The following is a 22,998-nucleotide window of genomic DNA, read 5'->3' as shown; positions in this document are numbered from 1 at the left end:
TGGCTGGGCAAATTCAGAAAGCTTGAAATCCGCTACGACTATCGCTGGCAGAATTGGGAGGCCTTCTGGCAATTGGGCTGCGCCATGCTCTGCCTTCAGAAAGTTACCGTATGAGTTCTAGATTTTCAAAAAGAGGATTGAAAATTTCAGTAGCGTAACGAACTGAAATAGATGATCTTTCAGACTCAGTGATATTGGGCTTTTTAGCTTCTCTTTCAAATTTTCTTTGAGCTGCTTGGGCTTTCAGTTGAATTTCAAGAGTTTGAGCTTTAGTGAAATCTTTTTGCTCTATTGCTTGTCCAGCCATTGTTGGTGGATTAAATGCTTGTGAAGATTGAGCTGGCGAATCATTTTGGCCACCAAACTTTAAAGATTTAGAAGCTGTTTTAATGCTTGAACTGCCAAATAAAAGTTCTGATCCTCTATGAATTAAATCCCCAAAAGATTCATAGAGAGTTTGAAAACCTGTTATGATATGGTCTTTGGCAAAATTCCAACCATGTTGTACAAAAGAATGGATATGGTCGCCAATATTTGACATGGCATCACCGGTTTTGTGGAGTATTTCCTTAGTTTTTGTGCCAAGCCATTTTACATGATCTACGTTTATAATATTTTTAGCAATCTGAAAAGCCGTTTTAAAGGTAAATTTGACGGCCATTTTTCCCCAGTTAATAAGAGATTTATTATTTTTCTGCGCCTCGCTTTTTGCCGCCTCTTTGGCTGCATCAGTAGCACTCCCTCCAGAAAACTGGATGATATCTTTAGACCCAAGCGGTATTTAGATTTTGAGCAGTTAAACTTGTTTCAAGTTTATTTTGACTGGCATTCGCTTTGCCTAAGGTGGGCATAAAGACAGGTAAGTTGCTATGTAAATTCATTTTTTTGCTCGCTCAATTAATGAAAAATAGTTCAAATTGAAAAACTATATTTAGGAAAATCTCACAAAAATGAGTCTTGAATCTTGGTTAAGTCAAAAAAATTAACAAGAATTTACAATAGTATATTTTAAGAATATAACCATCCAAAAGGATAAGTAGGAAGGGCGCTATTTCAATAGTTGAATAGCAAGTGTCTAATGGCTTGGAGTTTGAGGGCTAAACTGACCAAGAGGGTAGTTTGAGAAACGACTTTGGTTTTTCGGCGAAAAGAGGGTGAGCCAATGTCTGGTGTCCGCATTATTGCTTTCAACCCGACGGTGTCTGCTTTGCTTTGGATCAGTCGTTCTTCAGGAGTTACTTGTCGGTATAATAGGGTGGGGGGTGAAACCGCTGTACGATTCGCTGGTAAAGTCGCCGAAACGCGAGTGTATTTCGGCCATCTAGATCTCAGTCTAAGTAATTGCCCGGTTTCAGAATCGACGGCTTTAAAGGAAATTGCCTTCAAAAGCCCCGCTATGGCTATCGACGGGTTCATATTCTCCTCAGAAGGGAAGAATCGGACATTCACTTCAAACGGGTTTACCGGTTCTACTAGCAAGAGAATTCACAGACATCCAAGAGGCGAGTTAACCATCAGCTCAGGCACGTTAGGGTGCTTGCAGCAAGGCAAAACGAGTGCTAGAGTATGGACTTTGTGTCAATTAACCTCAACTATGGCCAAAAGCTTCGCTGTTTAACTATTGTGGATAATCATACCCGAATTAGTTTATCCATCAGAGTCGGCGTCCGTTATAAGGATTTTAACGTTTTTTAAACACTCGATTTGGCAGTCAGCCAGTATGGAAAACCTTCCTGCATAAGAGTGGATAATCGGCCTGAGTTCATATCGAAAGAACTGGATCTTTGAGCCTTCGCTAGAGGCGTGCAATTGGATTTTTCCAGATCCGGAAAACCCACGCATAATGTTTTTAATGTTCAGAGCTGTTACTCAAAGATCTTTTGGATCTGGATGCTCCTTATGATAAGAGCTTTAGCAGCCGTTTTTGTTAGGAATGTTTGAATCAAGATTGCTTCTTGTCTTTAGGGGCGTAGGGGAAAGTTGAAGTTTGGCGAAAAGATTACAATGATGTCCGCCCTCATAATTCTTCAGTAGAGCAGATTCTCATTTCTTTACCGCTGCAAGGAGCTTGGTTTGCCAAGCTGTTGAACCCCGATTTTCTCACGTCGCCTTGTAGGCTTTTCGGGTCAAGACCAAAATTCTAACCCAAAGTTACCGTATGGACTCTAGTTCAAAGGGCATGGTGGACAATTCAGCACTAACCGTTTTTGCTTTCGGTTGATAAATTATTGCTGGGGGTCTTTGGTTCTGGTAGTTATTGTATCAAATCAATGTCTACTTACAGACTAAGATGCCTAACAGAGGTTCAGTTTTTGGCAGGTTCTATCCAGAGAGGCACTACGGAAAGTTGCAAAGCTTTTTGGGTGGAGTGAACGCCTGCCTTTCTGCAGACAAGGGGATTTAACTAAGAGTAGCAGTGCTATATTTCCTTTGGCGTGGTCTTGACCTTAGAAGTGTCCTCAGTTTTACTGTCCTGTACCTCCATATCTGGATAAGAGCCGCGCCAGATTTTGTGGTAAACCTCTGGTAAGGTCAATGGTTTTGCCTGTTCCTATCGTAACTTTAATCGTTCCAGATCCGGCAGAAACGGCAAAACCTATACGCGCCCTTCCTCTTCAGCAAATGTAATACCTTGAAGTAGCAATAGTTAAACGTCCAGCGAGGGATTCTGTGAAATTTTGGCCTGTTGTATTGCTGTGAGCTAGTCAGGAGCAGTACTTTAATACTGGCACTGGCTTCCTGAATCGCGGCAGTGAGAGAACGTTAAATGTGCGTGTCCATTTTTGGTCAATCCAAATAGTTACTTTGGATTAGTCGAGCATGGTTTTAAAGTCAATACTGCTAAAGCTATGGGGTATTACAGAAATGGTCACTTATACTAAATGACTGATTTTAGTTGCTTTCCTCTCTTTCAAACGTCCTTCTTTCCACCGGATTTAGTTGCTGTGTCGCATACATTAGGGAGCATTGCGAAGCGATGGGTTTTGCGACTGACTGCAGGTCAAGCTCGAGTTTGCCTTCTTGCCCCAAGGGCCGCCATTGGGTTTTCCCTGCCAAAGGCTCGTCCTTCTAGATGGATTGATATACCTTGAGGCTTGCGCGTCTGTAGTCGGCATGTCATAATGACTAATAAAATTGGTCAAAAGACTAAGGATGTTAGTCGATGTCGCTCATGCCCCTGTTTCCAAGCCCGGTTCTGGTGGATGTGCTGTGCCTGTTTCTCACACATCCTGATAGCCGCTATTATCAGCGGGAAATTGCTGAAACAACCGGCCATTCCCTGCTGCAAGTCCAGCATGCCCTAGGGCGCATTGAGAAAACGGATTTGATTGCCCAAGAAAAAAGCGGGAACCGGGTCTATTATCAGGCTAAACAAGCTCATCCGGCTTTTCAGGATCTGCAACAGGCCTTTCTGAAAACCGATGCAATGGCCACGGCCTTAAAAGTAGCGCTGGAGCCGTTGGATCAAAAGGTCAAACTGGCCTTTATCTTTGGTTCTCTAGCCAAAGGCAATGCCACCGCTGAGAGTGACATTGATTTGTTTTTACTGGGGGATGTGAGCTTAAAAAGCCTCTCACAGGCCATGGCGGATAGCACGGATAACCTGAAGCGGGAGTTCAATCCTGTTATCATGACGGTAGCTGATTACCGACAGCGGCTTCAGGATCAAAACCGTTTTGCCATTGAGCTAATGGAAACCCCAAAAATTTGGTTAAAAGGAACTCAGGATGAGTTTACAGCAATGGTTGAATGAGGGGAAACTAAAACCTCACCAGACCACTTCGCAAGAAGTGGCCCAATTGCTACAAGCGATTGAGCGAAACATCCGGGATGCTTCCATTGAAGCGTTATCGCCAGATAACCGGTTTACGATTGCTTATCAAGCGGCCCTGCAGCTAGCCACGATTCTGTTATACGCTTCAGGCTACCGGCCTTCAGCCAGTGTGGGACATCACTATATCACCATCCAATCCCTGCGGTTTACCATGGGTGGTGATGCCAAAGCGCGTATTCATTATCTGGATAATTGCCGGAAGATGCGCAATGCCTCCGAGTATGAGCGGGCGGGTGTTGTTTCGAACTCGGGCGTGGCAGAATTATTGGAAGAGCTTGGAGCGTTTCGCCAGGATGTTCTGGATTGGCTGAAGAAGTTTTATCCCCGTCTACTGGCCTGAAAAATATAGAACCTTTCTTAAAAAGACCTAGTTGATTCTATTTTTTGTCTGATAGGGGGCCATTTGTAGGCAAGATGTGTCTGGGCCAGTCTAAGATGTGCTCCAGTTATGTCTCTTTGATGTCATCAACTGGTTGTAGAATATGGTTTAAAATGTAAATGCTATCAATGTTTTCAGCCTTGGCTTTTGAAAATACGTCACTAAATTGGCCTGCAGAGTGACATAAAATTTGAAAAAGATATTGTTTTTGGTCTAAATTGACTTATAAAACCTGGAAAGCCAATCAGCATGGGTCATCCCTACGAACCATGAGGTCGGGAGTTCGAATCTCTCCGAGCGCGCCACTTTTTAAGTCTTCTCAAAACACCCCTTTTCCGGGTGTTTTTTGCATTCTGTCCTGTTGTAAAGAGGCTTTCCAAAACAGGTTGTACCTGCAGTTTTTTTCAAATATTCGCACACCATTCACAAGGAAATGAACTGAAGAGACAGGACTCCGCCGAGTAAGCCTGTAATACTTTTACACAGGCACTCCTGAGGGAGGTACCTTTGCGCAATGCACAAGCAGGGAGCCCTGTGCAATCAGGCAAAAGGCAGGCCACTGGGCAGGGGTGCCTTAAAGCGGACTGGCGACTGTTACCAGGAGAACCAGGCAGGATCAAAGTCTGGAGCGGTAGAGGATGTAGCCATACCGCTAGATTGAATCCAGCCGCTCGTTGCACCTCGGGTCGTCAGTCTCCCATTATAAAAAAGATCAAATTCAATCACATCTTTATTCGTGCCACCCAAGGCTAAGCCATCCGGATCAAACTGAAAACCAATATAGTTCGTGGTGCTGGTTCCCCAAAACGTAACTTCACAATAGCAACCATGCACTCCTATCCGCAACAGCCCTCCCCCGTGTAAGCGCAAGCAGGGCATGGAACTGTTGCAGACTTCCGAATAAGCCGCTGAACCTAAACTATCAATGAAACTGGTGGTATCCACACTGACAAAGTTCATGTAGGGCGTTAAATCTTTGCCTTTGGTAGCCGCACTGAGCCCGCCGTTGAGTTGTAATTGCTGGTAGGCCCCCGTAATCATGCCCGCCACCTCTTTGGCCCGGGCGTTGTACTGTTGATTGCGTTGGGTAACCAGCACTTTGGGAATGGTAAATACAAAAATTTCAGCCAGAATGAGCAAGGTAACCAGTAATTCCGCCAATGTAAAGCCTGACCGGATTCCCTTAACGAATCTGTCAATGCCTGAAAATTTCATCATGAACTCCTGTGGCTGAGTGGGGAGACTGGTGAACTCTTTAAACTCAGTCTATCTACCATTAATATCGCAATATTCCCAAAACCAACCATTGAGGCTGGATACACTGACTTTACGCTGAAATTACGTTCCTGGCTTAATTAATCATTCCCACGCTGGTAACATCCCAGAAAAAAGCCTCAACAAGGTATTTTCAGAACAATAACACAGTAGGGGAGCATTACAATTAATATTATCGACCGCTGTATTGTAAAAGTTTAGAACTACGGTAAAACAATTAATATTTTGTAACAACCCGGGTCATTGAATGACTTTCAAGAAAGGCTTCTGCAAGTAAGGCTTCTGATTGAGGCGGGGGCAACCCGTTCGCAAACGCCGCCTGCCAATCACCCTTCGGCAGCCCCCCCCAGCGTATCTGTGCTATTGTTGAAGCGATAGAGCCCATTAAGAGTCCAGTCACTCGGTCGGCAAGGTCTCCAAACATCCCCGGAAGGTTGGTCTAATGATGAAAATGAGCAGAAGTGTTCGGCTTGGTACAGATATTTTACTGATTCTGGGCGGTATTTTTTGTGCCGCCTTTGGACTAAAAGGCTTTTTGCTGTCCAGCCACTTCATTGACGGAGGAGTGACCGGCGTCTCCATGCTGCTGGCCAAAATTTTCTCCATCCCGCTGGCCATTCTGATTCCCCTCATCAACCTGCCCTTTATCCTGCTTGCCTTTCGCCAGATGGGTTGGCGCTTTGCCGTAAAAAGCGCCCTGGCGATTGCCGGTCTGGCCCTTTGTCTGGCCTTTGTGACCTTTCCCGATGTCACCCCGGATAAACTGCTCACCGCGATTTTTGGGGGATTTTTTATCGGGGCGGGCATTGGACTCACCATTCGGGGCGGGGCGGTGCTGGATGGCACAGAAATTGCCGCCCTGCTCATCAGCAAAGCCACCCATATCCTGCGCGTCGGTGACGTCATTCTCATCCTCAATATCGTTATTTTTCTGTTTGCCGCTTTCTTTCTGGGTGTTGAGCCCGCCTTGTACTCGGTTTTAACCTATCTGGCGGCCTCCAGAACCATTGATTTCATCCTGCACGGGCTTGAAGAGTTTACTGGCATCACCATCATTTCCCTCCAGAATGAAGCCATCCGTCAAGCCATCGTCCGGGACCTGAAGCGCAGCGTCACGGTATATCAAGGCCGCAGAGGCTCCAGCAACGAGGCGCAGGATATTCTCTTCTGCGTGGTCACCCGCCTTGAAATCGCATTAATTAAAAATGCCGCCCGTGACATCGATGAAAACGCCTTTATCATGATGCACACCCTTTCGGACGTGGAAGGGGGAGTGGTTAAAAAGAGCCGGTTTCATTAAGTCAAGCTGCGCATGAACCATTGGGGCCTTCTGGTGTGAGGATTCTGGGCTAAAATGTCAATTTGGCGCATAAGGCCAAGTGTTAACATCACATCAAAGCGTTGCGCTATGAATCTTCCTACAATAAATATCAATAACATAATGCACCGATGAAAACCTCTCCACACTGGTCAGCGATACTTACCCTAATCACCCTTGTGGGGTTATTGCTGCATGGGCTATTCTGGCGACTGGGGCTCCCCTGCTCCCTGCTGCCGCTTCAGGCCGTTTTGGCCATAAGCGCCATTCCCTTGACCCTTCAGGTCTTTAGGAAAACGCTCAAGAAAGACTTCGGTGCCGATATTCTGGCCGTGCTGGCCCTGCTGACCAGTCTGGCCCTGGGAGAGTATCTGGCCGGAACGCTGATTGTCCTGATGATGGCAGGCGGGCAAACCCTGGAACAATTTGCCTTGCGCAAGGCCTCCTCTGTCCTTGAGGCGTTGGCCAAGCGGATGCCCAGTGTCGCCCATCGCCAGACCGGTGAGCAAATTGAGGAAGTCGCCCTTGACGAGATCGCCATTGGGGATCGTCTGGTGATCTTTCCCCATGAAACCGCCCCGGTGGACGGTACGGTGCTGGAGGGTCAGGGGAGCATGGATGAGTCCTACCTGACCGGTGAACCCTATCAGGTAGACAAGGCGCCGGGGTCTTCCATCCTGTCCGGCGCCATTAACGGGGAAACCGCTCTGGTGATTCGGGCGGAAAAACGGGCCGTTGACTCCCGCTACGCCACCATTATGACTGTGATGCAAGATGCCGAACAGAAACGCCCCAGCATGCGCCGCCTGGCAGACCAGATCGGCACCATCTTCACGCCCGTAGCCCTGCTGCTGGCACTGGCTACCTGGGCTATCACCGGGGAGGCAGTCCGCTTTCTGGCCGTGCTGGTCATTGCCACGCCCTGTCCTTTGTTGATTGCCATTCCCATCACCATCATCAGCGCCATTTCTCTGGCCGCCAAACGTGGCATTATTATTAAAGACCCGGTGGTGCTGGAGCGTTTACCCACCTGCCAAACCGCTATTTTTGACAAAACCGGGACGCTCACCTATGGCAAACCCGCCGTGACGGAAATTTTACCAGCCCCTTCCTTTCAAAAATCGGCGTTACTGCAAGCGGCAGCTGGCCTGGAGCGCTACTCCAAACATCCACTGGCCTCCGCTATTCTCGAAGCTGCAGCCCGGGAAAACCTCCCCCTGCCCAAAGCCGGTGAAGTCTCCGAAAAGCCGGGACAGGGCCTATCCGGACTGGTCAACGGACACCGCTGGCATTTGACCAGCCGGCATAAAATTGACCGACTCTGGCCACAATTGGCAGCCAACCTGCCGCCGGTGGCCGCGGGATTGGAATGCGTTCTACTGTGCGACGATCAATACGCCGGACTATTTCGCCTGCGGGATGCCCCCCGTGCCGAGGGACATTCCTTTATTGGTCATCTGGGGCCCTCTCACCGCTTTAAAAAAGTCCTGCTGCTGTCCGGAGATCGCGCTTCGGAAGTGGCCTATCTCGCAGAGGTGTTGGGCATTCAGAACACGTTAGCAGAGCAATCCCCCGAGCAAAAAGTCGCTATCGTTCGAGCGGAAACGGCATTGGCTCCCACCCTGTTTATGGGCGATGGCATTAATGATGCTCCCGCACTGGCCACCGCGACCGTTGGGCTGGCCTTTGGCCAACACAGCAGCGTCACCAGTGAGGCTGCCGGGGCCGTCATCCTGGAAAATACCCTGGTCAAAGTGGATGAGCTTTTGCACATCAGCCTGCTGCTTCGCCGGATCGCCCTGCAATGCGCCATCGGGGGCATGGTCCTGAGTCTGCTGGGCATGGGGCTGGCGGCCCTGGGTTATCTCTCGCCGGTGCAAGGGGCACTGGTGCAGGAAGCCATTGATCTGCTGGCCATTCTCAACGCCTTGCGGCTGGCCTGGCGTCCCCGAATTGCAATTGATATGGCTTGTTAAAAAGTTTTTTGTCATTGCTACGCATAGGGATTTTTCTTTCTCAAGGGGCTTTGCCCCTTGCACCCCACTGGAGGGGGAACAGAGTCCAGGGTAAGCCCTGTCCCCCCTCCAGACCTCCCCACGCATGTCTTTTCAATTTGTTATGGCGCTGTCATTCCCACGAAAGTGGGAATCCAGAAAAACGCCCAAGCATCCGCCACCATCCACAAACCTTTCCCCATTCCATCGTGCCAACCTATCCTACCTTCCTTAGGCCTCAAACCTCTTGTCATTCTCACGAAAGTGGGAATCCGCTGAGCCGAGCCACGCAGATCCAGCAATCAAAAAAGAGAAATAAATAAGTACAAACGTGAAAGACAGCGTGGATTCCCGCTTCCTCGGGAATGACAAATCAGGCCTCAGGGGAGGTTTTACTGTTTTTTTCATTTCGACATTAAAATATATTCTTTGCAGGGGAGGGCAGGAGGGGGGCAGGAGGGGGGACAGGACGAGCGAAAAGCTCTGTCCCCCCTCCTGTGGGGTCACAGGGGGCAACGCCCCCCTGAAAAACAATTAACCTACCTTTAAAATCTGCCCGAAGTGAGACTCCAGCGTTTCTTTCACCAACTCCCGGTTATTGTTATTAATCCAGAACTTGGTGCCCGCTTTAATTCTCGTGCCATCTTTAAAGTTCAGAATCACCGGATTAAACCCACGATTCTTCACCAAAATGGTGCTAATGGTCTGCAAGATTTCCCACTTGGGCGCACTGTCAAAGAACAGATGAAAGGGTTGCACCTCGTCCACCGGATGCACTTCGTTCAGGATAATACTGAACTGATCCCCATTATCCCCCCGGAATTGCAAGCGCCCCTGAATCAGCACTTTCTTGCCTTCAGCCACCCGCTCTCCGCACTTCTCAATGGCATCGGAAAACATGACAAATTCCGTCTCGCTGGAAAAATCTTCCAGCTTGCCAATCCAGATGGGCCGGTTGGTTTTGGTGATTTTCTTTTGCAAGCTGGAAATCAACCCGCCAATGACCACATCCACCCCATCGGGGAAATCCTTGAGTTCGGCGATGGCATGGCTGGTCATCATGGGCAATTTATCCAGCAAACTATCCAGGGGATGACTACTCACGTAAAAGCCCAGCAGCTCTTTTTCCAGTTGCTGAATTTCCTCGTCGCTGTATTCCGCCGGATCGCCGGATAAAATCAATCCGCCAAAACCGCCTATCCCACCGGCTTCATCATCGCCGCCCAGCAGAGAAAACAAACTGGCCTGTCCGGTAATTTTTTGCTCCTGACACTTGGCCGCGTAATTGGTCATGGTTTCTACATTGCCAAACAACTGCTTGCGAGAGATCCCAAATTCGGTGAAGGCTCCGCTGTTAATCAGGCTCTCCAGGGTTTTTCGGTTCAGCACCTTGGGATCCACCCGCTCACAAAAATCTTCCAGCGAGGCAAAGGGTTTTTCCGTGCGGGCGGCAATAATGTTTTCCACCACGCCCACGCCTACGTTTTTAATGGTGGCCATGCCGAAGCGAATAGCTTTGTCCCCATCGGGGGTAAAATTCTGTCCTGACTTATTAATATCTGGCGGGAGAATTTTAAGACCCATTTTGCGACAGGCCAAAATATAAAACTGCACCTTCTCCAAATCGCCGCTTACGCTGGAGAGGAGTGCCGACAAATATTCCACCGGATAGTGCGCTTTGAGGAAAGCGGTCTGGTAAGCCACCAGCGCATAGGCTGCCGAGTGCGACCGGTTGAAGCAGTAGGCCGCAAACTCGCTCATGGTGTCAAACAGCTCGTTGGCAATGGTCAAATCGACATTATTTTTTTCGCAGCCCGCCAGAAAACCGGCCCGCTCCTGCTCCATGATTTCCGCTTTTTTCTTTCCCATGGCCCGACGCAGCAAGTCCGCCTGCCCCAGCGAGTAACCCGCCAGCGACTGGGCAATCTGCATGATCTGCTCCTGGTAAACGATGGTGCCGTAGGTGTCCTTCAGTAGTGGTTCCAGAGCCGGGTGCTTGTACTCCACCTGGGCCCGTCCGTGTTTCCGGTCCACAAACTGCTTGACCATCCCCGAATTGAGGGGGCCCGGTCGATACAGGGCTACCAAGGCGCCAATATCTTCAAACACGGACGGCTTCAGGTCCTTCACCAAGGCCTTCATCCCCCCGGATTCCAGCTGGAAAATGCCATCGGTATCGCCTGCGGTCAAAATCTCGTAGACATCCTGATCATCCAGCGGCAAGTGGCGCATATCCACCTCTTCTCCCCGGATTTGTTTGACCATTTGCACGGTGTTATCAATGATGGTCAGGTTTCGCAGGCCCAAAAAGTCCATCTTCAGCAGGCCCAGCTTCTCCAAATCCCCCATAGGATACTGGGAGACGATCTGTCCGGTCTCATGCCCGTCCTTGGTGAACTGCACCGGCACAATGGTATCCAGAGCGTCCTTGGAAATGACCACCCCGGCGGCGTGCATACCCACACTAACCGCAGTACCCTCCAACGCCAAAGCCAGATCCACCAATTCTTTCACCTTTGGGTCGGTGTCATACAGTTTTTTCAGCTCCATGCCGTCTTCCAAAGCATCTTTCAGCTTGACGGCAGGCCCAAAGGGAATCATCTTGGCCAACTTGTCGCTTTCCGCAAAGGGAATCTCCATGACCCGGGCTACGGCCTTCAAAGCGGCCCGGGCGGCCAGCGTGCCGTAGGTGATAATCTGGCAAACCCGGTCGGCCCCATACTTGCGGCGCACGTACTCAATGACATCCCCCCGCCGGTCAATGCAGAAGTCAATATCGACGTCCGGCATGGAGACCCGCTCCGGGTTCAGGAATCGCTCAAACAGCAAATTATGCTCCAGGGGGTCAATATCGGTAATGCCCAACACAAAGGCCACCAGGCTGCCTGCGGCGGACCCCCGGCCCGGCCCCACCGGGATGTTCTGCTCCCGGGCGTAGCGGATAAAGTCGGCCACAATCAAAAAGTAGGCCGGAAAGCCCATCTGGTTGATAATGCGCAGCTCAAAGTCCAGCCGCTCCTGAATCTCAGGCGTAATTTCAGGAAAGCGCTCCCGGGCGGTTTCCATCACTTCCCGCTCCAGCTCGCTCTCCAGCGTGGTGCCTTCGGGAATGGGATAGTCCGGCAAAATGGACTCCCCTTGCTTCATCTTGAAGTCAATCTTGTCAGCGATTTTCAGGGTGTTATCCAGCACCCGCTCCCGAACAGCGGCGTCCAGAAACTGAAAGAGCTTGGCCATTTCATCGCCGTTTTTAATGTAGTACTGCGGCCCGTAAATATCCCGAGACCCACTTTCCGCCAGTGTTTTGCCTTGCTGCATGCACAGCAGGATATTGTGCATGGTCTCATCGCCCGGTCGGGAGAAGTGCGTATCGTTGGTGGCCACCAGCTCAATGCCCAACTCCTGGGCGATTTTAACCGCCTCTACGGCAAAGCGGTACTCCGGTTCCTTCCCATGATCCACGATTTCAATGTAGAGATCTTCCCCGAAAATCCCTTGCAGTAACTGGGCCCGCTCCCGGGCCTCATCCAGATGGCCCCGCAAAATGGGTCGGGCCACCGGCCCGGTCAAATCCCCGGTGAGGGCAATCAGCCCTTCGCTGTGGGCTTTGAGAATGTCCCAGTTGATGCGTGGCTTATAGTAAAAGCCTTCCAAGTGGGAACGGGACACGATTTTAACCAGATTTTTATAGCCGATCTCGTTCTTGCAAAGCAGAACCAACTGGTGCATGGGCTGGCGGCTGCTTTTATCGGTAATATCCCCATCCACCACGTACATATCGGCCCCGATAATGGCCTTGATGCCAGCGCCTTTGCAGGCGTTGTACAGTTCGACCGCCCCATACATGACCCCATGATCGGTAATGGCCACCGCTGGCATATTGTTGGCCGTGGCGATCTTGACCAGATCCGGCACCCGGGTGGCCGCATCCAGCATACTGTAGTGGGTATGCACGTGGAGGTGAACAAAAGGACGGACGGTACTCATAAACTCAACTCTGCTGATGGGGTTTAAGGGGTGGGGCTTGCCAGAAACCGCGGAGGAGATCCGCTGGCCTTCTATTGTGCCATTGGGCAGGGTGATGCGTAAAGGAAAAGCCGCCCTTATTAAGCGATCTTTAACCGACGGTTGCCCAGTGACATTTATACTCGGCGGAAAAGCATGCGTTCGACTTCATGCGCACGGCTGGCCCCGTGTATGATTGTATCGACAAGCCAGATTGAAACAGAGGCTTAGCCCCGCAAAGCAGGAGCGTTTCCCGTGTCCCCCATTGCCGCCAAAACCTATACCACCGATGTCATTTGCCTGCGCACTTATGACTTTGGGGAGGCCGATCAGATCCTGCACCTGTACTCTTCAGAACACGGGCGCATCTCCGCCATCGCCAAGGGCGTCAAAAAACCAAAAAGCAAACTGGTGGGGGCTTGCCAGCTGCTCAACCTCAGCGAGGTGCAACTCTCCAAAGGGAAAAGTCTGGATTTGCTCATTCAGTACCAGCCTCGGGAAAGTTTTCCGGGGCTTCGTGCCGACTTGCTCAAACTGGCCTACGCCCTGCTGTTTGCCGAGCTGGTCAACTTAACCGCCGGGGAAGCCGACAGCCATCTGGTTTACGCCGAACTCAAAAACGCCCTGCACCGGATGGATCAGGCCCCTGAAGCGCAAATCATCCCCCTGGGCATTCAGTATCAGTTAGATCTATTAGAGGCGGAAGGCTACCATCCCATTCTCACCGAGTGTATTTTTACCGGCCAGCCACTGGATTGGGAAGCCCCGTTCTACAGTTTTTCCCCGCAGCTGGGCGGCGTGGCCACCTCAGCGTTACGACGCAAGCACCAGGCCGAAACCCTCGGCAAAGGAGGCCTGAATAGTGATGAGTGGGTCAACGTCTCCACCAGTACCCTGCGCCTGCTGCAAAATCCGCAAAACCCGCAGTGGACAGCCCCTCAGTTCTGTAAAGCCCAGAAGTTCCTGCGCTATTATTTCCAAAAAGTCGTGGAAAAGAGCATGCACGCTTACGATTTGGTTTTAAACTTATTGGAAACCCCGCTACCGGAGCAGGTAAGGCCCGAAACACACCCCCCGTCGTCCCCCGCCTCACCTTTGGCCGAATAGGGCGTCTCCCGCTTCCCGCTTGCTTGCCCGGGGAGTTGCAGTACAATATGTAAACCCAGTGGGCCTAGCTTTCCTTTTGGAAAGCGGGCTTTTGACAGGAAACCCGGAATGCCGCTTCAAACGCCCTCTACCGCACCTGCCGAATCAGTCGAGTCACTCGAATCGTCGCTTTCCGCCCGGGAAGGCTACCGGGTGGTGCTGACCAATCGTAATTTTCTCGCCTTGTGGATTGGCCAGATTTTTTCCCAAATCGCCGATCGTATTATCTTTGTGGTGTTCATCAGCCTGATTGTCAGCCACTTTGGCCCCAGCGATCGCTACAGCAGCTTTCTCTACATCGCTTTCACCATTCCGGCCATTTTACTCACGGCCATTGCCGGGGTGTTTGTGGATCGCTGGCCCCGCCGGGCCGTGCTGGTGGCTACCAACCTGATGCGGGCCGCCCTGGTAGCACTCATTCCCTGGGCCGCGCAAGCCACCGGAGGCTGGGCCATCTACTATGTGGCCTTCCTCATATCAGCGGCCACCCAGTTTTTTGTCCCCGCGGAAGCGGCCACCATTCCCACCATAGTCAGCAAGTCCTCGCTGCTGACGGCCAACTCCCTGTTTACCACCACCATGATGGTGGCGGTCATTTTTGGCTTTGCCCTCGGCGATCCGCTGATCAACCTGTTTTCCCTGAACAACGTGCATTGGGCCATCACCGGGCTGTTTCTGGCCGCCAGCCTGTCGCTGGCCTTTGTGCAAACCCCGCCCCTGTGTGTGCTGGAAGAAGACGGCCGCCCGCCAGCAGCCAGCATGAAAGAGGCCTTTGCCCGGTTTGGGCATGAGATTCAGGACGGCCTGCGCTATATCGGCGATCATCCCATTGTGCGCAACGCCATGCTGAAGCTGGCCACCTTGTTTTCTGCCATGGTGGCCCTGTGCATTTTGTTCATCAGCTTCGCCAAAACCTACCTGTTTGAAGATCCGCAGGTGGCCGCCCAGAAGTTTGCCTACATCATCGCCTTCAGCGGGGTGGGCATGGCCCTGGGCGCCTTTTGGGTGGGACATTCCTTCCACCACGCCCGCCGTGGGGTGATGGTCTACAGCGGATTTCTAAGCGTGGGCCTGTGCCTGGTACTGCTGACCCTGGTGCGCTTTCTCTCCATGAAGGGCCATGTCATTTACCTACCCCAGCTCCTCAGTGGCGGGTTTGAGCTGGCTGCGGTGCGCTTCACCGCCCGCATGGTCTACACCTATGCCCTGTCAATCATCATGGGCGTGGGAGCCGCCTTTATCGCCATTCCCTTACAGGCTCTCTTACAGGAACTCATCCCGGAAGACAAGCGGGGCAAAGTGTTTGGGGTTCAGTTCACCATTTTAAGCACCTCCTCCACCTTGCCGGTGCTGGTAGCCGGTCTGGCTGTAGAGCAAGTGGGCGTTGGGGCCATGTTTCTGTTAATTGGGATACCGATGCTATTATTGGGGGTATTGGGACTGTATAACCGATTGAAGGCCGAAAAATCACATGTCTTTGCTGCAAATTGGTAAGCGAAAAAAGAATGTGCCCCAACTGCGGGACAAAGTGTACTTCTCGGTGAGCAGCGAGGGGTATGGCCACTCCAGCCGTGCCTTGGCCATTGCCCGACACTTCAAACCCAGCGATATTCTGCTGGCTTCCTACAGTTACGCCCTGGAGCGCATCCGTTCCTACGACTACCCCAGCGTGGAAGTGGCTCAGGAGGTCAAGTTCGTGGGCTCCGAAGGGCACTTTGACGTCGGCAAGACCATCCTGAACAACCCGGCCCGAGCCTTGGGGCTGAACCAGATTGTGCAAGAAGAAATGGACATCATCAAGCGCCACGGCGTCACCCTGGTGGTGGCCGATGGTCGCATTGCCCCGGTTCTGGCCGCGGAACGACTGGACATTCCCTGCATTGTGCTGACCAACCAAAGCGCCTTTTACCCCTTTTTCGAGCGGGATTCCGCACTGGTCAAGCTGTTTGGCCGCTCCTTCGAGTGGGTGATGAAGCTGTGGCTATCCAGCGCCGAAGAGATTCTGATTCCGGATTTCAGCCCGCCTTATACGGTTTGCCTGCCCAATCTCTCCGATAATTATCAGGTCAAGAAGCGTACCCGCTTTGTGGGCCCTCTGGTGGCCTGGCAGGCGGATGAAGTGCAAGCCATCGCCAAGCCCAGCGACAAGCCCTTGATTGTGGCCTCATTGGGCGGGCACGAATACCGACGTCCCTTGTTCGACGCCATTATCGAGGCGGCCCGGTGCATGAGCCACCTGGATTTCATGATCATCTCCAGCTTTACCACCGCCAACGTGCCGGAAAACGCCCAGATTCATCCTTTCGTCAAGGAGGCCGCTCCCTACTTCAAGGCCGCCGATCTGGTCATTACTCAGGCCGGACACAGCACAGCCATGGAGCTGCTAACGCTGGGCAAACCCTCCCTGATTGTGCCCGACAGCCAGCAGATTGAGCAGGAAAACAACGCCAGCCGCATGTTGGAACTGGGCGTGTCGCTCACCATGTCCTATCAGGCGTTAAGCGATAGTTCCCAACGGGCGCTGTGCGCCAACATCGAACGGTTATTGGGCGATCCGGAGTTTGAGACTCGCACCCGAGAGTTTGCTACAATGGCGGCAGAGATTCATGGCGCTCGTCGGGCCGCCGAACACCTCAAAGAGTTTGCCCATCGGTTGTCCGCCTATTAATAAAGGCGATACAGGGATTGGAATGGGTATTATCGTTACAGTAAATCAGGTTTAGAAGCAGGCAGGAAAATCTCTTGAAAGAAAAAATCCTTCTCCTGAGTATGATTGCCGTGATTTGGCTGGTGGTCTTTCTGACCGGAAAGGTCATGCCGCGCCTTTCATCCGTTGTGCTGTTGCTGGTGTTCATGATCCTCTACACCTGGCTGATGACGCTGGCCATGGTTCACCACAAGCGCATGGAAGCCAAACGTCCCAAACCCCTCAATCTGGACTATCTGCCCAGGGTTTCCGTGGTTATTTCTGCCCACAACGAGCAGGTGGTTATTGAAAACACCATTTACAACCTGCTGAAGCTGGATTACCCCGATTACGAGCTGTTGATCATGGATGATCGCAGTACCGATCAAACCCCGGCCATCCTGACCCGACTGGGGGAAACGCTGCCCCTGCCTTTCCGCTATCACCTGCGCCCCGCCGACGCCATCCCCGGGAAGCCTGCCGTGCTGAACGAGGCGTTGACCCTGACCGATGGGGAAGTTATCTGTGTTTTTGACGCGGATGCCTACGTAGAGTCTGATTTCCTGCGCCGCATCGTGCCCTTTTTGGCCGATGAGAACGTGGGGGCCGTTCAAGCCCGTAAAATCATCGCCAATGGCAATGAAAACTGGCTCACCCGATGCCAGAACTATGAGTATTCACTGGACTCCCACTTTCAGTATGGCCGAGACAGTGTGCGAGGCGCAGTAGAACTGCGCGGAAACGGCCAGTTGGTGAAACGGGAAGCCCTTGAGGAAGTCAACGGCTGGAACGTGAACACCCTGACTGATGATCTCGATCTGTCCACCCGCCTGCACATTGAGGGCTGGGATATTCGCTTTGCCCACAAGGTGCCGGTCTTTGAGGAAGGCATTGTAGAGTTTGGCGGCTTGCTCAAACAGAGGCGTCGCTGGACGGAAGGCACCCTGTTCCGGTATCTGGAATACGCAGGCCCCTTGCTCCGCTCCCGCAAGGCCTCCTTGCGTACCACCCTGGATATGGTGGCCTACTTTCTGGAATTTTTGCTGCCCCTGTGGCTGGTCCTGGACCTCATTCAGCTGGGCTGGGGGGTTGTCATGGCCGATCCCACCTCCACCCGCATTATTTCCTCGCTGTTGGTCATTCCCATTTTTTGTCTGGGCATTGCTTCGGCCATTATTGTGGCCATCATTCGCTTCAACCGCCCGCCTTTGTGGGAAGCCCTCAAGTGGACGGCGGTCACCTCGGTGTATCTCACCATTTTATGGATTCCGCTGGTGTTTGGCATTATGGTGAAAGTGCTGTGGCAAAAACAGCGTCGCACTCGGTGGGATAAAACCGAGCATAAGGGCAGCACTTACCAGCATGCCTTAGACACTCCCGCATTCCCCGGCTAAAGGCGGCATACAGACCCACAGCAGGCTTTAGCCAAGCGATCAAAGACTTTTTCAAACTAGGCTATGCCGGGCGACAACCCCATGATGACCTTCAAGGCCTCTGGCAGACGACGCTGCACCCGCCACTGGGCATCCACCACCACCACGGTGGTCACCGCTTCCACCGTCACCTGATCCGTGTTCTGGCTGCGAAAATTTTGCAGGAATAGCAGCTTGTAGCCCTCCACGGCCAAGCGGGTACTCAAGACCAGTTTGTCCCCGTATGGCGCGGATCGCTTGTACTTCAGGGTTTGCTCTACTACGGGAAACACGTAACCTTCAGGGTCGCCCGGCTTGGGGAAGGCATAGCCCTGAGCTTCCAGCAACTTCACCCGGCCCATTTCCAGCCATTTGGTGTAGGCGCCGTGCCACATCACCCCATAGCAGTCCGTATCAAAAATATTCACGTCCAATTCCATGCTATGCAGCAAGGGGAGCGGTTTTGGAGAGTCAGAGGGCGTGGGCATCAGCTCAAATCTTATTTTTTTATGAAAGCACCTTTATATTCCCATAATAAGGTCTATAATCAAGAGATAGTCGCGCTCGTCCCAAGAAACGATCGAGAGGTGCATAATGGATGCCTTCCAACTGATCCAAAGCTTTTTTAGCCGCATGCGCTGTAATTTTTGCTCACACAGCTTCACGCCAGAAGATATTCAACTCTTGCGTCAGGAAGAGGGCATTTACATCGTCAACGTCTACTGCACCCACTGTGAAACCCAGAACGGGGTGGCCATGGTGGGCGTGGAGACCCCGCAGCATGAGCATTCATTCCCCGATCCGGAACTGACCGATGAAGAATTAATGCGCCTGGCCGAGTTTGATCCCATCACCGAAGACGATGTTCTGTCGGCCCACCAGTTCATCCACAACCTGGATGGCAACTGGCAGCGTTTTATTCCTCAAGAAATGCTTGAACGTTGTACAGCGCCTGAAACGGAATCCCAAGACGACTAAAGGCGTCCGCGCCACCGGCATTGCGATCGATAATGGCCAGCACCCCCACAATCTGGATACTGGGGTAGGCTTTTCGAATGGCTTCAATGGCTTTCAGCGTGGAGCCGCCCGTAGTGACCACGTCTTCCACCAGCACCACCCGCATCCAGGGGGAGAGATTGCCCTCAATCTGGTTGCCAGCGCCGTGACCCTTGGCCTCTTTGCGCACGATAAAGCCCGCCATGGGCTTGCCCACTTCAGCGCTGCGGTACAAAATACTGCTGACAATGGGATCCGCCCCCAAGGTCATCCCACCCACGGCATCGGGATGCAGATTCACCAGGTGATCATAGAGTAATTGCCCGATGAGATAAGCCCCCCGCCCATCCAGCGTACTTAAACGACAATCCACATAGTAGCTAGAGCGTTGCCCGGAGGCCAAGATAAAATCTCCCCGCCTGAAAGACAGGCGCTTGATAATCTGGAACAACTCATCTTGCATGGTTTGGGTGTGAGTCATGGGGAATGTCCTTGTCAATTCAGGGTAAAACCGAGCGGCTAAGTGAATAAGCGAGTCGAGCGAGGCAAGGACGGCCATTAAATATCCCGGCGCAGGTCTTTGCGCAGGATTTTACCGGTAGCCCCCTGAGGGATAGCCTCCACGAACTCGTAATGCTTGGGTATTTTAAAATCCGCCAGATGCGGACGACAAAACTCCATCAGGCTTTCTTTAGTGCAGCTTTGCTCCACTTTGGTGACCACAAAGGCCTTGATGGCCTCATGATGCAGGGTGGAAGGCACCCCGGTCACAGCCACCGCTTGCACCGCCGGGTGCTTGAACAGCACCTCTTCAATCTCTCGGGGATAGACCTTCACTCCGCCAATATTGATCAGATCATCGGTGCGATCCACGATGTAAATATAGCCGTCCTCGTCCTTGTAGCCCAGATCTTTGGTCTTCAGCCAAGTGCCATCCGGGAATGGGCGCAGGCTTTTGGCCGTTTCCTCCGGGCGCTGGTGATACCCCTGCATGACAATCTCGCCTTGCACGTACAGCTCGCCGATTTCACGCACGGCGGCTTCCGTATCATCCTCCCGCAGGATTTTGACCTGTACACCTTGTAAGGGAAGCCCCACCGAGCCCGGTTTTCGGGGGCCATGCAATGGGTTGGAGCAAACAATGGAGGAGGCTTCCGACAAGCCGTAGCCCTCCTGCACCGGGGCCCCGAAGTATTGTTCCACCTCGTGGAAGGTATCCACGGCCATGGGGGCCGCCCCGGAGTGGCAGACCCGCAAGGATGACAAATCAAAGCGTTTTTCCCGCAGGTGGGTCAGCATCATCAGGTACATGGTGGGCACAGCGGCCATAAAGGTCACCTGATGGCGCTCAATGGTCTCCAGCACCGTTTTGGGGCTGAACTTGCGCACCAGCACCACGGTGGCGCCCGCCATCATGGCCGATACCAGAATGTTGGTTTGCCCAAACACGTGAAACAAAGGGGAGATGGTAATAAAGCGATCGTCGGGAACCGCTTCGATAACCGCAACGTTGGCCTGAGCGTCCGCCTCAATATTGCGATGGCTAAGAATCACCCCCTTGGGCTTCCCGGTGGTGCCCGAGGTGTATATCAAGGCCGCCGGGGTCTGACCGGGTAGCGCATAGGGCAAAGGCTCCCGGGGTTCCAGTTTGCGGGCCAGCAATTCGTTCCAGCGATACAAGGCGCAGCCCAGGGGAAAGGCATCCAACAACGGGTCCAATTCCTCCTCACTGGCCAGCAACTCGGTATCCAGCACCAAGCCCTGCAAGCAATCCGCCTGCAAGTGGGTAATGGTGTTAAAAAACTCCAGCGAGCTGATCAACAGCTTGGCCTGAGCGTCTTCCAGAATGACGTCAATCTCGCTGGCGGTCAGGCGGGTATTGACCGGCACCACAGCAATGCCCAGACTGAGCAGGGCAAAATAGGCCACGGCAAAGGCCTGCGTGTTGTACAACAACAAGGCCACCCGATCGCCGGCTTGCAAGCCCAGTTGCTCCACGGCCCCCGCCAGAGCGATTATTTTTTGGGCCAACGCCGCATAGGTCAGAACCCCGCCACGTCCCATTAAGGCCGGGTGTTCGGGTCGGCGTTCCGCCGCCTCAAAAATACAGCGGGCCAGGTTGGTGGTAGCAGGGGAGCGGGTGTTCACAAGGGCAAGGACCCTCGGTTGGGGTCGCTCATGGGGGCGGCCAGCGCGGATTGAAGAACCAAAGGCGGGTCTGCTGACGGCTCCACATAAGTGTTACCGGTGGGGGTGTTCTGGGTAAACTCCAGGGCGGTTTCTCCCTTGGGTTGGCGACGAATCCAGTCCGTTTTCAGGGAACTGATGCGATCAATCATCAACACCCCGTCCAGGTGATCAATCTCGTGCTGAATGGCAATGGCCTCCAACCCTTGCACGGTGTAGGTCTTCAGTTCCCCGTGCCGATCAAAGGCCGTAAAGGTAACTTTGGTGGCCCGCTTGATGTTGGCCAGATACTCAGGGAAGCTCAGGCAGCCTTCCCGCATGGTCTTGTTCCGGGAAGCCTCCACAATGGTAGGGTTAATCAGTACCTTGTAGTCTTCACGGGTGGTTTTGCTGCTGGTGTCCAGCACAATCAGGCGGGTGGTTTCTCCCACCTGAGAGGCGGCCAAGCCCACCGAGCCGTAAGCGGCGTACATGGTCTCGGTCATATCATCAATCAGCTTCTGCAAGCGGTTATCCCAACTGATGACCGGCTCGCATTTCTCCCGCAGGATAGGGTGAGGGAATTTCAAGACTTTCAGAACGCTCATACAGTACCGTTGCTTACAGGGCCACGGCTTCCAGGGGGCGTAACTGAATTTCCAGACCAATTTCCCGAGCGATTTCCTGAATTTCCTTTTGCAGGGAGCCTACCGCCATAGAATTGGGAATATCGATTTCGACCATCATGATGTAAACCGGGCCTTCATCGCCCTGAATGCACTGGGCGTTCAAATCGGTGATGTTAATGTCCATTTCGGCCAATTTGCGCGAAATTTTGTAGGTAATGCCCGCCTGATCCTGTCCGGCCACAGAGATCATGTACGGATTTTCCGGCTTGTGGAAGTCCATACCGATGTTGTCGGGAATGGGCTTGATGACCACGGTCATGTTGTGGCTCTCTTCCAGGGTGGCGAATTCGGCCTTGAGATCCGGGAAACGCACCGAGTTGGGAGCGTTAATAATCAGAATCACGGCGAACTCGTTGGCCAGCCGGGTCATGGTGGAGTCCACAATATTGCATCCCCGTTTATAGAGGATGTCGGCGATTGCCGCCACAATGCCCGGTTGATCCGGGCCAATACCACTAATCACTGCTTTTGTCATGCGCTAGAGTATAGCAGAAAGGCCAAACGAATCTCAATGAGATTTCCGCCCTAAATCTACAGCCCCATCAATCCACCCAATAGAATCCCTGCGGTCTGCCCTATCTATATAGGCGCATTCGTACTAAAATCGGGCCGTTAGCATCCCGAGAGGAGAGACAGATTATGGTAATGAGATCCGCACAGGCCGAATGGCAAGGCAACCTGCGTGAAGGCAAAGGGACGGTTGAACTGGGCAGCGGCGCTTTCAAAGGCAGCTACTCCTTCCCCTCCCGTTTTGAAGACGGCACCGGCACCAACCCGGAAGAGTTGATTGCCGCCGCGCACGCTGGCTGCTTCTCCATGGCTTTGTCCGCTGGCCTGAGCAAGGCTGGCTTCAACCCCACCCGTGTTCACACCGTGGCCAAAGTACATCTGGAAAAAGTGGGCGAAGGCTTTGAAATCACCACCATCGAGCTGGAAACCGAAGCCGAAATCCCCGGCATTGACGAGGCACAGTTCCACGAGCAAGCCGAAGCCGCCAAAAAAGGCTGCCCCATTTCCAAGGCTCTGGCTGGCCCGCAAATCAAACTGAGCGCTAAATTGCTGCAAGCCGCCCACTAGGCCCAAATTAAGGACCTTGA

Annotated in this window: 18 protein-coding genes; 10 read left to right on the top strand and 8 right to left on the bottom strand. The window is 52.5% G+C overall.

What is annotated here, in order from left to right; all coding sequences use genetic code 11:
* Positions 1-103 precede the first annotated feature (103 nt).
* Positions 104-661: a hypothetical protein gene (locus DF283_RS07565; protein ID WP_303674133.1), complete on the bottom strand. Its 558-nt coding sequence runs from the start codon at positions 659-661 to the stop codon at positions 104-106.
* A gap of 2,502 nt (positions 662-3,163) precedes the next feature.
* Between DF283_RS07565 and DF283_RS07560 the strand changes: the two genes are divergently transcribed.
* Both DF283_RS07560 and DF283_RS07555 read left to right on the top strand, forming a co-directional pair.
* Positions 3,164-3,754: a nucleotidyltransferase domain-containing protein gene (locus DF283_RS07560; RefSeq protein ID WP_303674132.1), complete on the top strand. Its 591-nt coding sequence runs from the start codon at positions 3,164-3,166 to the stop codon at positions 3,752-3,754.
* A complete protein-coding gene (locus DF283_RS07555; protein WP_303674131.1) occupies positions 3,729-4,175 on the top strand; it encodes a hypothetical protein in 447 nt (148 codons plus the stop codon). Before DF283_RS07560 ends, DF283_RS07555 begins: the two co-directional genes overlap by 26 nt.
* 633 nt (positions 4,176-4,808) lie before the next feature.
* On the opposite strand, the gene DF283_RS07550 is transcribed toward DF283_RS07555, so the two are convergent.
* Positions 4,809-5,429, bottom strand: a complete 621-nt coding sequence (locus tag DF283_RS07550; protein WP_303674130.1) for a pilus assembly FimT family protein — start codon at positions 5,427-5,429, stop codon at positions 4,809-4,811.
* 505 nt (positions 5,430-5,934) lie between these two features.
* Between DF283_RS07550 and DF283_RS07545 the strand changes: the two genes are divergently transcribed.
* The gene (locus tag DF283_RS07545; protein ID WP_443083004.1) at positions 5,935-6,789 is read left to right on the top strand and encodes a YitT family protein; all 855 of its coding nucleotides are present in this window, start codon (positions 5,935-5,937) and stop codon (positions 6,787-6,789) included.
* 149 nt (positions 6,790-6,938) lie between these two features.
* A complete protein-coding gene (locus tag DF283_RS07540; protein ID WP_303674128.1) occupies positions 6,939-8,783 on the top strand; it encodes a heavy metal translocating P-type ATPase in 1,845 nt (614 codons plus the stop codon).
* 552 nt (positions 8,784-9,335) lie between these two features.
* Here the strand turns inward: DF283_RS07540 and dnaE are convergent.
* Positions 9,336-12,788, bottom strand: a complete 3,453-nt coding sequence (gene dnaE, locus DF283_RS07535; protein ID WP_303674127.1) for a DNA polymerase III subunit alpha — start codon at positions 12,786-12,788, stop codon at positions 9,336-9,338.
* A 273-nt stretch (positions 12,789-13,061) separates the two neighbouring features.
* Here dnaE and recO point away from each other — a divergent pair, with 273 nt between their 5' ends.
* The 4 genes from recO to DF283_RS07515 all read left to right on the top strand — a co-directional run bounded on the left by recO (position 13,062) and on the right by DF283_RS07515 (position 18,032).
* Positions 13,062-13,913, top strand: coding sequence for a DNA repair protein RecO (gene recO / locus DF283_RS07530; protein WP_303674126.1), 852 nt, complete (start codon positions 13,062-13,064; stop codon positions 13,911-13,913).
* A gap of 108 nt (positions 13,914-14,021) precedes the next feature.
* Positions 14,022-15,446, top strand: coding sequence for an MFS transporter (locus tag DF283_RS07525; protein WP_303674124.1), 1,425 nt, complete (start codon positions 14,022-14,024; stop codon positions 15,444-15,446).
* Positions 15,424-16,620, top strand: coding sequence for a glycosyltransferase (locus DF283_RS07520; protein ID WP_303674123.1), 1,197 nt, complete (start codon positions 15,424-15,426; stop codon positions 16,618-16,620). Before DF283_RS07525 ends, DF283_RS07520 begins: the two co-directional genes overlap by 23 nt.
* 74 nt (positions 16,621-16,694) lie before the next feature.
* Positions 16,695-18,032: a glycosyltransferase family 2 protein gene (locus DF283_RS07515; protein WP_303674122.1), complete on the top strand. Its 1,338-nt coding sequence runs from the start codon at positions 16,695-16,697 to the stop codon at positions 18,030-18,032.
* 56 nt (positions 18,033-18,088) lie between these two features.
* Here the strand turns inward: DF283_RS07515 and DF283_RS07510 are convergent, their stop codons facing one another.
* Positions 18,089-18,538, bottom strand: coding sequence for an acyl-CoA thioesterase (locus tag DF283_RS07510; protein ID WP_303674121.1), 450 nt, complete (start codon positions 18,536-18,538; stop codon positions 18,089-18,091).
* A gap of 106 nt (positions 18,539-18,644) precedes the next feature.
* On the opposite strand from DF283_RS07510, the gene DF283_RS07505 reads away from it, so the two are divergent.
* Positions 18,645-19,028: a hypothetical protein gene (locus DF283_RS07505; protein ID WP_303674120.1), complete on the top strand. Its 384-nt coding sequence runs from the start codon at positions 18,645-18,647 to the stop codon at positions 19,026-19,028.
* On the opposite strand, the gene pyrE is transcribed toward DF283_RS07505, so the two are convergent.
* The 4 genes from pyrE to DF283_RS07485 form a co-directional block, all read right to left on the bottom strand.
* Positions 18,967-19,527, bottom strand: a complete 561-nt coding sequence (gene pyrE / locus DF283_RS07500; protein ID WP_303674119.1) for an orotate phosphoribosyltransferase — start codon at positions 19,525-19,527, stop codon at positions 18,967-18,969. The genes DF283_RS07505 and pyrE overlap by 62 nt on opposite strands.
* Before the next feature lie 77 nt (positions 19,528-19,604).
* Entirely contained in the window at positions 19,605-21,194 is a 1,590-nt protein-coding gene (locus tag DF283_RS07495; RefSeq protein ID WP_303674118.1) for a long-chain-fatty-acid--CoA ligase, read from the bottom strand.
* Positions 21,191-21,820 carry a peptide deformylase gene (def, locus tag DF283_RS07490; RefSeq protein ID WP_303674117.1) on the bottom strand — a complete coding sequence of 210 codons (630 nt, stop codon included), beginning with the start codon at positions 21,818-21,820 and terminating at the stop codon, positions 21,191-21,193. The genes DF283_RS07495 and def overlap by 4 nt, the downstream gene beginning before the upstream one ends.
* Before the next feature lie 13 nt (positions 21,821-21,833).
* Positions 21,834-22,376 carry a glycine cleavage system transcriptional repressor gene (locus tag DF283_RS07485; RefSeq protein ID WP_303674116.1) on the bottom strand — a complete coding sequence of 181 codons (543 nt, stop codon included), beginning with the start codon at positions 22,374-22,376 and terminating at the stop codon, positions 21,834-21,836.
* Between the two features lie 164 nt (positions 22,377-22,540).
* Between DF283_RS07485 and DF283_RS07480 the strand changes: the two genes are divergently transcribed.
* Positions 22,541-22,978 (top strand): OsmC family protein, encoded by a 438-nt coding sequence (locus DF283_RS07480; RefSeq protein ID WP_303674115.1) that lies wholly within the window; start codon positions 22,541-22,543, stop codon positions 22,976-22,978.
* Positions 22,979-22,998 lie beyond the last annotated feature (20 nt).

It is taken from the genome of Vampirovibrio chlorellavorus (assembly GCF_003149375.1).
Lineage (GTDB): Bacteria > Cyanobacteriota > Vampirovibrionia > Vampirovibrionales > Vampirovibrionaceae > Vampirovibrio > Vampirovibrio chlorellavorus_B.
Note: the sequence above shows the minus strand (reverse complement) of the source record. Positions and strands in the feature narration are given on the sequence as shown.